Below are 11,970 nucleotides of genomic sequence, written 5' to 3'. Positions count from 1 at the left end.
TAGATAATTGTATTTTCGCAAACTGAATATAAAATTAACGATAATAAAAATGGCAGTTTTAGCAAAAATTAGACAGCGTTCCGCTTTATTGATAGGAGTTATTGCACTTGCATTATTTGCATTTATAATACAAGATCTATTCACAAGAGGAACATTTGGTCAAAGTTCAAAAGATGTGGGAAGCATCGATGGAAAAGATATTTCATTTGAAGACTTTAGAGTTAAAGTTAGTAATGTTGAAAAAAGTGGTCAAGGAATTACTTCCACTGAAGCTGCAAACAGAGTTTGGGACCAAGAGGTTTCAATCGCATTATTATCAGCACAGTTTGATAAATTAGGATTAAGAGTAGGTGAAAAACACTTACTTGAAGTTTTAAAGGCAGATCCGAATATTGGTAAAAACCCAATGTTTTTAAATGCAGCTGGTATTTTTGACGTAGCTAAATTTAAAGAATACTTTAAAACAAATCCTGAGGCAGCACAATTCATTTCTCAAAAAGAAAAAGATGCTGAGCTAAATGCTAAATTCCAGATCTATAACACATTAGTAAAAGCGGGACTTTACACGACTGTAAGTGAAGGAAAGCTGAAATATGAAATGGAAGCTAACAAAGTTAACTTTGCTTACGTTGCGGCTTTATATTCTTCAATTAAAGATAGTGAAGTAAAAATTTCTGATACAGAAATTGTAGATTATATGAAGAAAAACGAGAAGAAATTCAAAGCGGATGCTACTCGTGAAATTCAGTATGTTTTAGTGGAAGACAAAGCTTCGAAAGAGGACGAAGCTGAAATTAAAGCTAAAATCACTGCATTACTAAACGGAAGAGTAGAGTACAATGCAAAAACAGGTAAAAACGATACTTTGCCAGGTTTTAAAAGTGCTACTAACATCGCAGAATTTGTAAATTCAAATTCTGATGTTCCTTACGATTCAACTTATGTGCCTAAAAATGCTTTACCAGCAGTTGATGCTGATAAATTATTCAGCTTACCAGCTGGGGCAATTTACGGACCATATGTTTTCGGAAGATATTATGCAATCTCTAAATCTTTAGGATTTAAAGCTGGTGTTAATGCAAAAGCAAGTCATATCTTAATTGGATACGAAGGATCTCAAACTCCAAACGCAAAAGAAAAAAGAACAAAAGAAGAAGCTAAAGCTAAAGCAGAAGAAATTCTTGCTCAGGTTCAGGCAAACCCAGACAGTTTCATGATGTTGGCTTTCACAAGTTCAGATGATTCTTCTGCACAACAAGGTGGTGACTTAGGATATTTTGGTCCAAACCAAATGGTGAAACCATTCAATGATTTTGTATTCAGTAACGGAATTGGAAAAGTTGGTTTAGTGGAAACTCCTTTCGGATTTCACATTATCAAAATTACTGACAAACAAGACGGAATTCGTTTAGCTACTATCGCTCAAAAAATTGAGCCATCTGAAGCTACTTCTGATAAAGTATTCACATTGGCAACTAAATTTGAAATGGATGCTGCCGATAAAGATTTCAATGCTACAGCAAAGGAATTAGGATTAAAAGTTGCTGCTCCTGTAACAGCAAAAGCTATGGATGAAGCATTTGGTCCATTAGGAAACCAACGTAACATCATCAGATGGGCATTTGACAAAGAAACGAACACTGGAGATGTGAAGCGTTTTGAATTGGCTAATATCGGTCACGTAATTGCACAATACAAAAGCGAAAACAAATCAGGTTTAGTATCTGTAACATTGGCAAGACCTTATGTAGAGTCAATCTTGAAAAACAAGAAAAAAGCAGAACTTTTAAAAGCTAAAATGACAGGTTCATCACTAGAGGCTGTTGCTAAAAGTGCTGGTGTAGCTGTTCAGCAAGCTGCTAATGTTACTATGGACAATCCAGTATTACCTGGAGGAGTAGGACAAGAGCCAAAAGTAGTAGGTAATGCATTCGCATTAGCTGCAAATAAAATTTCAGCTCCAATTGAAGGTAACACAGGTGTATATGTAGTAAAAAACATCAGTACAGTTAAAGCTCCTGCAGCGGCTAACCATGCAGAGTATGTTGCTAAAGTAAAAGCGCAAAGTGCATCTGATGCAAGCAGAATTTTACCAGCATTGAAAGCTAATGCTAAAATTGAAGATAACAGATTACAGTTTAACTACTAGTCTTTAGTAATTAAATAAAAATATAAAACCCGAAACGTTCAATTTGAATGTTTCGGGTTTTTTTTATGGATTTAATTTTGAGAGAAATTCTTTTTGAAGTTTTTAAAACTTTGGTAAAGTAATGTTGTGAATAAATTTAAATCAAAATCATTTCGTGATAAGAAAGAACTGTTTCGTATCCTTTTGATGTAAAATAATCTTTTGGATCTTGTTTTGAAACCGCCATTACAAAATCTCCACCCCAAGCTCCTAGGCTTTTTATTACGCCATTAAAATCTGAAAAAGCAATTTCTTGTATGGTTTCTAATTCCAGGATATTACTTAAATGAATTTCGTGTTTCTCTAAAGCTATTGCAAATTCCTGTACTGTTTTTGCATTTAGGACAGCATTGGTGATTTTATTGTTGTCAGTAATATTCTGTGTTAGGTTTTGATTTTTGTTGTTGTAATAAGCTTTAATAGCAGTTTTGCTATTTTGTTTTTTATTAAGATAAATAAAATGAATGTTTTGTGCGAAATCTGGATTAAAGTCTACGGCTTCCACCAATGGTGAATTCTGCTCTAATTGATAAATAATAGGAGTGTTATTTTGTGCGCACGCAATATCGTAACCGCTTCCACCGAAACTGTTTTTAAGCAACGTAAAAGCATCAATTTTTGCCCATTGAGCAATATTGTTTAAAAGGGTAGAAGATGTTCCAAGTCCCCAATTTTTTGGAAACGTTAGTTGCGTACTAATCTTATATCCCTTAGAAGTATTTATAAAATCTGGATTTAACAAATAAGCTTCATGCAAAATTTCAATTAAAGTCGTTTTTACGGTTTCAATTTGAGTTTTTGGATTGTTTATAATATCAGAGAAAGTGATCGTATCGTCGAACCAAAGGTGTTCGTCAAAGTCATAGCTTTTCCATTGGATTTCTTGATTTGAACCATTCTCGACGATTAGATTTTGTCCAAATTTTGTTGGTAAAGCAAAAGCTTTGGCGCCATCCAGGACTAGATATTCGCCTGTAATTAAAAGTTTTCCGTTACTGTAAAAGGTTGTTTTCATTCTTCAATTTTAAAATGAATTCCAATCCCGAAACGTCGGGATAAAATTCCAATTAACGTTGGAATTTGGAATTTTATTCGGAAACTATATTATTTGGATTTTTTATTTTTTTCTTAGATTTTCAATAAACTCAACTACAGCACTGTGCGATACGGCATTTTTCTTAAAATGAGTTTTAATTAAATGACGTTCTTCCTCAGTCGCTTCAAATTGGTTGATAATATTGTTAAGGTGCATTTTCATATGTCCTTCCTGAATTCCGGTAGTGGTCAGGGAGCGTAAGGCGGCAAAGTTTTGCGCAAGACCAGCGACCGCTACAACTTCCATTAATTCTTTTGCTGAAGGTTTTTCAAGAATATCAAAACACAATTTTACCAATGGATGTAAAGAAGTTAATCCGCCTACAGTTCCCAGTGCTAATGGAATTTCAAGCCAGAAAGTAAAAATTCCGTCTTCGATTTTAGCGTGAGATAAACTTGAATATTGGCCGTTTTTGGAGGCATAAGCATGAACCCCTGCTTCAACTGCTCTGAAATCATTTCCGGTTGCAAGAATTACAGCGTCAATTCCGTTCATAATTCCTTTATTGTGTGTAACAGCCCTGAATGGTTCTACTTCCGCAATCTGAACAGCTTGTACAAAACGCTCGGCAAACTCTTGTGGATTTGAAATGTGTTTTTCTGTTAGATCTTCAATAGGGCAAGAAACTTCTGCTTTAACAATGCAATTTGGAACGTAATTAGACAAAATGCTCATAATTACTTTTAAAGTTTCATCTTCTGAAAATAAATCAGAATGGTGAAATTCGTCTTTTAAAGTAGTAGCAAATTGCTCCAGGCAGGAATTGATGAAATTTGCTCCCATGCTGTCTTTGGTTTCAAAAGTTGCATGAAGCTGAAAGTAATTTTCGAGAAGACTTCTTTTATCTTTTAGTTTTATATCTAGAATTCCGCCACCTCGTTGTTGCATATTTTTGGTAATGCTTTGGGTGTCAGATAAAATTTTAGGTTTAATCTGATTAAAAAAAGATTCTAGTTTTTGGGCATCTCCGTTGAAGGTAAAGTGAACCTGCCCGATTTTTTCTGTAGCGATTACAGTGGCTTTGAAACCGCCTCTCGTCGACCAGTATTTAGCTGCTTTTGATGCTGCGGCAACTACTGAACTTTCCTCAATTGCCATCGGAATTGTTTTGTGTTTTCCGTTGATCAGGAAGTTAGGCGCTACTCCAAGCGGGATGTAAAGATTGGTGATGGTATTTTCAATGAATTCATCGTGCAATTGTTGTAGCTTTTCGTCTGTATTCCAGTAATTTCTTATAATAGTCAGGGCCTCTTCAGGGCTTGAAAAATAGGTATTGGCAATCCAGTTTATTTTTTCTTTTTTGGATAATTTCGAAAATCCGGCAACAGCGTTGTTCATTCTCAGTATTTTAAATAATAAAGTTGCGGCAAAGATACTATTTTAAGACTTTTGTTTGCAATGTATTTGAAAATTGAAAAGTACGCAATCGTTATTTTTTTTAACATTTAACAATTATAATGGGTATTATGTTCATTTTTTTTACTAAAATTGGGCTCTTTTTTATATTTAAAATAATTCTAATGAATACAGGTAAAATTACTGTTATATTTTTGTTTTTAGTTGCGACTGTTTTCGGCCAGCAAAAAATTACGGTCGAGAATATTTATAGTGGAGCATTTCGGGCAAAAGGAATGGATGAACTGAAATCGTTAAAAAATACAGAGCAATATACAGTTCTAAATGTAGATCAGGCCAGCAGAAGCATGCAAATCGATTTATATGACTTTGCAACATTAAAAAAAGTAGCTAATTTAATTGATACCAAGAATCACACAGCGCTTTCTGAAGGGATTGACAGTTATACTTTTGATGCCTCAGAAAAAAAGATTTTAATTGCCTGCAATACCAAAAAAATCTTCCGTCATTCGTTTACAGCAGATTATTTTTTATATGATATTAATACAAAATCGTTAACTAAACTGTTTGATTTTCAGATTCAGGAACCGACTTTTTCTCCTGATGGGACTAAAATCGCATATGCAAAAGAAAATAACTTGTATGTATATGATCTGGCGTCAAAAAAATCAACAGCGGTTACAACCGATGGAAAGAAGAATGCCATTATCAACGGTATTACGGACTGGGTTTATGAAGAAGAGTTTGCGTTTGTACGTGCCTTCGACTGGAGTAAAGACAGTAAAAAAATAGCTTATATCCGTTTTGACGAAAGTGCCGTTCCGGAATTTTCGATGTCTATATTTCAAAAAGATTTGTACCCAACCATTGAAACGTTTAAATATCCTAAGGCAGGAGAAAAAAACTCAGTAGTATCTCTACATATATATGATGCGGTGGGTAATACGGGTAAAAAAGTAGATTTAGGAAACTACAATGACTTTTATATCGCAAGATTACAATGGACAAATGACAACAATGTATTGTCGGCTCAGGTTTTAAACCGTCACCAGAATAATTTGGATTTGTTGTTTGTAGATGGAACGACTGCAGCGGCAAAAGTGGTTCTAAATGAAAAAGACAAAGCTTATGTCGATGTTACCAGCGATTTAACCTTCTTAAAAGACAATAGCTTTATCTGGACAAGTGAAAAAGACGGGTTTAATCATATTTATGTGTATGATAAAAACGGAAAGCTTAAGAATCAGGTCACAAAAGGAAACTGGGAAGTAACTTCATACTACGGTTTCGACGAAAAAAACAAAACAGTTTTCTACCAATCTACAGAAAACGGTTCAATCAACAGAGATATTTATCGCATTGCTTTAGATGGAAAGAACAAAGTTCGTTTGTCTAAAATTACAGGAACGAGCTCGGCAACTTTCAGCCCTAACTTTCAGTTCTTTATTAATACTTTCTCAAGTAATCTACAGCCAACTACTTATACTTTGAACGAGGCTAAAACGGGAAAAGAAATTCAGGTTATCGAAAACAACAAAGATCTTTCTTCTAAATTAGTAGCTTACAACCTACCGGCAAAAGAATTTTTCGTTTTAAAAACAGCAAAAGGAAATGAGCTTAATGCATGGATTTTAAAACCGAAAGATTTTGATCCTTCAAAAAAATATCCTGTTTTCATGTACCAGTATTCTGGTCCGGGTTCTCAACAGGTAAATAACGACTGGAACAATCCAGATGATTATTGGTTTGTATCTCTTACACAGCAAGGTTATATCGTAGCTTGTGTTGATGGTAGAGGAACAGGTTATAAAGGTGCTGATTTCAAAAAAGTAACTCAAAAAGAATTAGGAAAATACGAAGTAGAAGATCAGATTGATGCTGCAAAAGTAATCGGCGCTTATCCGTATGTTGATCCTGCAAGAATTGGAATCTTCGGATGGAGTTTTGGTGGATTTATGGCTTCAAATTGTATTTTTCAGGGGAACGATGTTTTCAAAATGGCAATTGCAGTTGCTCCGGTAACAAACTGGCGTTTTTATGACAGTGTTTACACAGAAAGATACATGCAGACTCCTCAGGAAAACGCAAGCGGTTACGATCAGAACTCTCCGATAAATCACGTTGATAAATTAAAAGGGAAATTCTTATTGATTCACGGATCGGCTGATGATAACGTGCATGTGCAAAATTCAATGCAAATGATGGAAGCTTTAATTCAAGCGAATAAACAATTTGATTCTCAGATTTATCCGGATAAAAACCACGGGATTCATGGCGGAAAGACCAGAATTCAGCTTTATAACAAAATGACTAACTTTATCAAAGAAAATTTATAACATAAAACTAAAAACCTTAAATAAATAATAAAGAATATGGGAGAAACTAAAGTAAAAACTGCACATCCAAAAGGACTTTGGGTATTATTTGGAACGGAGATGTGGGAGCGATTCAATTTTTATGGAATGCGAGCTTTATTAACTTTATTTCTTGTGAATTCATTATTGATGAAGGAAGAAGAGGCTTCTTTAATTTATGGAGGTTTCCTTGGACTTTGTTATCTAACACCTATGTTGGGTGGTTTTGTTGCCGATCGTTTTTTAGGAAACAGAAACTGTATTCTATTAGGCGGATTGTTAATGGCAATTGGACAGTTGTTGTTGTTTACCAGTGGTAGTGTTTTTGAAGGTAACAGAGCCTTTGCTACAATCATTATGTATACGGCGTTAGGAGTTATTGTTTTTGGTAACGGATTCTTCAAGCCAAACATTTCAAGTATGGTTGGAAGTTTGTATCCAAAACAGGAAAAAACAAAATTAGATAGTGCTTTTACTATTTTCTATATGGGTATCAACATTGGAGCTTTTTTAGGTCAGTCTATTTGTCCTTTATTAGGAGATGTAAAAGATGCTGGCGGAATTAGAGATATTCATGCTTTTAGATGGGGATTCCTTGCCGCTTCTATTGCAATGTTATTAGGGACGTTACTTTTTTACTTTTTAAAGAATAAATACGTAGTTTCTCCTGAAGGAAAACCATTAGGAGGTTTGCCTTCTAAAAATGACGCTTCTGATTTTGAAGAAGGAGAAGCGCAAAAAGCAAATTTCTCAAATAAAGCGTTAGCAGTTGCCGGAATTGCATTTGTAGCTTTAGGATTCTTTTTTCATTATGTGGTAGGTCAGAACCTGATTTATACTTTGATCTACTCTAGTGGTTTATCATTAGCCGGATTAATTATTTCGGACACTTCTTTAACTAAAATTGAGAGAGACAGGATTATCGTTATTTATATCGTTTCCTTTTTTATCATTTTCTTCTGGGCAGCTTTTGAGCAAGCTGGTTCATCATTGACTTTTATTGCAGACAATCAAACGGACAGAAACTTTTTTGGCTGGCAAATGCCACCGTCAATGGTTCAGATTTTCAACGGACTGTTTGTGGTAATCCTGGCGGTACCTTTTAGTATACTTTGGGATACTTTAAGAGCCAAAGGAACAGAGCCAATCTCACCGGTAAAATTAGCCGTTGGTTTAGTCGTGATTTCTATTAGTTTCTTCATGATTGCAACTCAGGTTTCTTATATTGGAACTTCAGGCCTGTTATTGGTAAAATGGTTGATTTTATTGTATTTCTTAAATACATGTGCTGAATTGTGTTTGTCTCCAATTGGTTTGTCATTGGTAGGTAAACTGTCTCCAAAACGTTTCGCTTCATTGTTATACGGAGTCTTTTTCTTGTCAAATGCATCCGGTTATGCTTTAGGAGGAACTTTAGGTTCTATCTTGCCTGCAACAGGAGATAAATTTGCAAAAGCAAAAGAATTAGGAATCGATCTTCAGGCAGTTTTAGATAACAAAATTACACCAACAGCGGAACAATTGGCTTTATTAGAGAAACATCAAATCAGTGCACATAATCACTTCTTTGCTGGATTTGAAATCCATAATTTATACGAGTTTTTCATGGTATTCGTAGTGCTTACAGGACTTGCTGCAATCATATTATTTGCGTTAACTCCATTTTTGAAAAAGATGATGCATGGCGTTCGATAATTAATAATTATTAGATATAAAAAATTACCTACAGGTCTAGGCTTGTAGGTAATTTTAATTTTAAAGACTGTATAGTTATGTGGAAAAAACACCCTAAAGCATTGCCTTTTTTGTTTTTATCTGAAATGTGGGAACGTTTTGGATATTACTTAATGATTGGAATATTTACTTTATATCTAAAAGATGTAAAGGATGGTTTTGCTATGACCGAGAAAGAAGCTTCTGACTTATACGGAACCTTTATCGCATTGGTTTTTTTAACTCCTTTTATTGGCGGACTTATCGCAGATCGATATTTAGGCTATAAAAAATCGATCGTTTTGGGAGGAATCTTAATGGGTATTGGTTATTTCTTAATGGGAGTTCATGATATAACGGTGCTCTATATTGCCATGACTTTGGTGATTGTAGGAAATGGTTTCTTTAAGCCTAATATTTCTACACTATTGGGAAGTTTTTATTCTAATGAAGAATATAAAGATAAAAAAGACGAAGGCTACAATATTTTCTATATGGGAATTAATGTTGGAGGTTTTATTTGTAATTTCTTTGGTGCTGCACTGCAAATTCTATTAGGCTGGCATTGGGCCTTTATGGCAGCGGGTGTAGGTATGTTTATTGGTGTTATTGTATTTTTATTGGGTACAAAACATTATGTAGGCCATGATCAGAAAAAAGGAGTACAGGAAGGCGATATGCCGTTTTACAAAATCATCCTGTTTATTTTATTGCCATCTTTTGTTTTTGGAGCAATTGGCTGGTTGATAAAAGGAGTAACGTCAGAAACAAATTTAGATAGTTATATTTTTGGTTCAGATAGTACAGATGCCTTTATATTTGCCTGTATTCCGATAATTTTCTTTTACGGATCACTTTATTTTAAAGCAAAAGCAGAAGACAAACGACCAATAGGAGCTTTGTTGGCTATTTTTGGTGTTGTTATTTTATTTTGGGCGGTTTTTAAACTTAATGGCTCAGCGCTTACCACTTGGGCAGATCGCTATACAGACAGAGAAGTTACCGGAACAACGGGTCAGCTTGTTGGAAAATTAAAATTAGCCAAAGAAGTCGAATATAAAAAAGAATCGGTAGAACTTTATGATCATCAGTTTCGTTTGCAAAAAGTAAATGGTGAAGTTCAGAAAGAAGTAAATTATCCGCTATATTTTAGAAACGTTGCGCCAGAGAAACTTCCCGCAGAAGGAGGTAAAGTTCATTTGTGGGCAACCAATTTAAGTCAATCTATAAACCCTGCCTGGGTGATCATACTAACCCCTTTGATTGTTGCTTTTTTTTCTTTTTTACGTTCAAGAAAAAAAGAGCCCTCAACACCTACTAAAATAGCCTTTGGGTTATTAATTTCTGCATTGTCGGTTTTAGTTATGATAGCTGCCGTTCAAATTGGTCATGATGGGGCGGAGAAAGTGAGTGTCTGGTGGTTGGTAGCCAATTACGGAATCATAACCATAGGAGAATTGTTTTTAAGTCCAATGGGATTATCGGTGGTGTCTAAACTAAGCCCGGTAAATATTACATCCTTAATGATGGGAGGTTGGTTTTTATCTACTTCAATAGGGAATAAATTAAGTGGAGTTTTGGCTAGTATGTGGGACACCTACGATAATAAAGCTAACTTTTTTTGGGTTAATTTTGCATTGTTAATGTTTGCAACAGTGCTAATGTTTGCCTTGGTAAAGGAGCTTAATAAAGTGATGAAAGAAAAAGGAATTAATTAATTATTTATAAATAAATGGAAGAGAAGATCACTTTAGAGGAGATTCAAAATTTTGAAGGCACTTATCCAAGACAACTGTGGTATTTGTTTTTTGTTGAAATGTGGGAACGTTTTTGCTTTTACGGAATGCGTGGCGTACTTACGTTTTTTATGGTAGATCAGCTTTTGTTGAAAGATGAGCACGCCAATTTACAATATGGAGCCATTCAGGCTTTTGTCTATGCTTTTACCTTTATCGGCGGTATTTTTGCTGATAAGGTATTAGGGTTTAAAAAATCATTATTCTTTGGAGGGATCGTTATGATTCTTGGAAATCTTTTGATTGCCTTTTCTCCTCAGGTGATGTTTTATTATGGTATTGCGTTTTCGATCATTGGAACAGGGTTTTTTAAGCCAAATGTTTCTTCAATGGTAGGAGAGTTGTACCATGAAGGAGATGGTCGTAGAGACGCAGGTTACGGAATGTTTTACGCCGGAATAAATGTTGGAGGCCTTTTAGGAGGTGCTTTGTGTATTTATTTAGGAAAATACTACTCTTGGCAACTGTGCTTTTTGTCGGCCGCAATAGTGATGTTTTTGGGATTGATTACCTTTTTGTTTACAAAAAAACATTTGGGCCCAATTGGAGATTCTCCATTATTGCATCTGGATGCAGGTAAAAGAAGAATTCGTGAAATAATAGTGTATGCAGTATCGATACTGAGTTTGCCATTTATTTTTATAATGGTGAAAAATACCGATTATACGGATTATTTCATGTATACGATTGGTATAATTGCCGTTCTCTATTTTGTTTATGAATTGATAAAACTAGGAGATGTAAAAATGCAGAAAAAGCTCTTCGCAGCCTTTTTGTTTGTATTTTTCTATTTGTTATTTAACTCGATATACGAACAAAGCGGTGGGTCGTTATCGCTTTTTGCCAAAGACAATTTGAGTGATCAATTGTTGTTTTTTACGATAGATCCTAACGTAGTCAATAATAGTTCTAATACCTTTTTTGTAGTTGTTTTGAGTCCGCTTATTGGTTTATTGTGGATTTGGCTTGGAAAACGAAAAATTGAACCAAACACTTTGATTAAGTTTGGAATTGGGTTTTTATTCCTTGGAGCTTCCTTTTACATCTTTTATCTAACTAAGTTTTTTGCAAGCTCAGAAGGTATAGCTTCTTTAAATGTCTTTACGTTTGCTTATTTGATAACAACTATTGGAGAGCTTTGTTTAGGGCCAATCGGAATGTCAATTATTACCAAATTATCTCCAAAAAGATTATTCGGAATGATGATGGGATTGTGGTTCCTGGCAAGTGCATTCGGGCAATTATTTGCAGGGAAATTAGGTGCAGAAATATCAAGATCAAATACAGGAGATACATTGCTTTCTAAATTGCAGTCTTATACAGAAGGATATTATCAATTGGCAATTTATTCGTTTGTTGCAGGGGTTATATTAATTGCAATTTCGCCAATTATTAGAAAATTAATGCAAGAAGTAAAATAGACGACATTTTGCGATTCTTTTTTTGTTTAAATTTGTGAAAAATAAA

Annotated in this window: 7 protein-coding genes; 5 read left to right on the top strand and 2 right to left on the bottom strand. The window is 34.6% G+C overall.

What is annotated here, in order from left to right; all coding sequences use genetic code 11:
• Window positions 1-49: 49 nt before the first annotated feature.
• Window positions 50-2,149: a peptidylprolyl isomerase gene (locus tag FLA105534_RS15945; protein WP_173967114.1), complete on the top strand. Its 2,100-nt coding sequence runs from the start codon at window positions 50-52 to the stop codon at window positions 2,147-2,149.
• Between the two features lie 136 nt (window positions 2,150-2,285).
• Here the strand turns inward: FLA105534_RS15945 and FLA105534_RS15940 are convergent, their stop codons facing one another.
• Window positions 2,286-3,203: a GYDIA family GHMP kinase gene (locus tag FLA105534_RS15940; protein WP_173967113.1), complete on the bottom strand. Its 918-nt coding sequence runs from the start codon at window positions 3,201-3,203 to the stop codon at window positions 2,286-2,288.
• 102 nt (window positions 3,204-3,305) lie between these two features.
• A complete protein-coding gene (locus tag FLA105534_RS15935) occupies window positions 3,306-4,622 on the bottom strand; it encodes a hydroxymethylglutaryl-CoA reductase, degradative (protein ID WP_173967112.1) in 1,317 nt (438 codons plus the stop codon).
• A gap of 182 nt (window positions 4,623-4,804) precedes the next feature.
• On the opposite strand from FLA105534_RS15935, the gene FLA105534_RS15930 reads away from it, so the two are divergent.
• The 4 genes from FLA105534_RS15930 to FLA105534_RS15915 all read left to right on the top strand — a co-directional run bounded on the left by FLA105534_RS15930 (window position 4,805) and on the right by FLA105534_RS15915 (window position 11,924).
• Window positions 4,805-6,976 (top strand): S9 family peptidase, encoded by a 2,172-nt coding sequence (locus tag FLA105534_RS15930; RefSeq protein WP_173967111.1) that lies wholly within the window; start codon window positions 4,805-4,807, stop codon window positions 6,974-6,976.
• 36 nt (window positions 6,977-7,012) lie between these two features.
• Complete coding sequence (locus FLA105534_RS15925) at window positions 7,013-8,689, top strand: peptide MFS transporter (protein WP_173967110.1); 1,677 nt, start codon at window positions 7,013-7,015, stop codon at window positions 8,687-8,689.
• A gap of 77 nt (window positions 8,690-8,766) precedes the next feature.
• Window positions 8,767-10,425, top strand: coding sequence for a peptide MFS transporter (locus FLA105534_RS15920; RefSeq protein ID WP_173967109.1), 1,659 nt, complete (start codon window positions 8,767-8,769; stop codon window positions 10,423-10,425).
• Between the two features lie 14 nt (window positions 10,426-10,439).
• Window positions 10,440-11,924 carry a peptide MFS transporter gene (locus FLA105534_RS15915; RefSeq protein ID WP_173967108.1) on the top strand — a complete coding sequence of 495 codons (1,485 nt, stop codon included), beginning with the start codon at window positions 10,440-10,442 and terminating at the stop codon, window positions 11,922-11,924.
• Window positions 11,925-11,970 lie beyond the last annotated feature (46 nt).

This window comes from Flavobacterium collinsii, assembly GCF_902804485.1.
Lineage (GTDB): Bacteria > Bacteroidota > Bacteroidia > Flavobacteriales > Flavobacteriaceae > Flavobacterium > Flavobacterium collinsii.
The sequence above is the reverse complement of the archived record's forward strand: the minus strand, read 5'-3'. Positions and strand labels throughout refer to the sequence as shown.

Coding starts and splice junctions, on each gene's coding strand:
- FLA105534_RS15945 (WP_173967114.1), top strand. CDS start 50: ATGGCAGTTTTAGCAAAAATTAGACAGCGTTCCGCTTTATTGATAGGA.
- FLA105534_RS15920 (WP_173967109.1), top strand. CDS start 8,767: ATGTGGAAAAAACACCCTAAAGCATTGCCTTTTTTGTTTTTATCTGAA.
- FLA105534_RS15915 (WP_173967108.1), top strand. CDS start 10,440: ATGGAAGAGAAGATCACTTTAGAGGAGATTCAAAATTTTGAAGGCACT.
- FLA105534_RS15940 (WP_173967113.1), bottom strand. CDS start 3,203: ATGAAAACAACCTTTTACAGTAACGGAAAACTTTTAATTACAGGCGAA.
- FLA105534_RS15925 (WP_173967110.1), top strand. CDS start 7,013: ATGGGAGAAACTAAAGTAAAAACTGCACATCCAAAAGGACTTTGGGTA.
- FLA105534_RS15930 (WP_173967111.1), top strand. CDS start 4,805: ATGAATACAGGTAAAATTACTGTTATATTTTTGTTTTTAGTTGCGACT.
- FLA105534_RS15935 (WP_173967112.1), bottom strand. CDS start 4,622: ATGAACAACGCTGTTGCCGGATTTTCGAAATTATCCAAAAAAGAAAAA.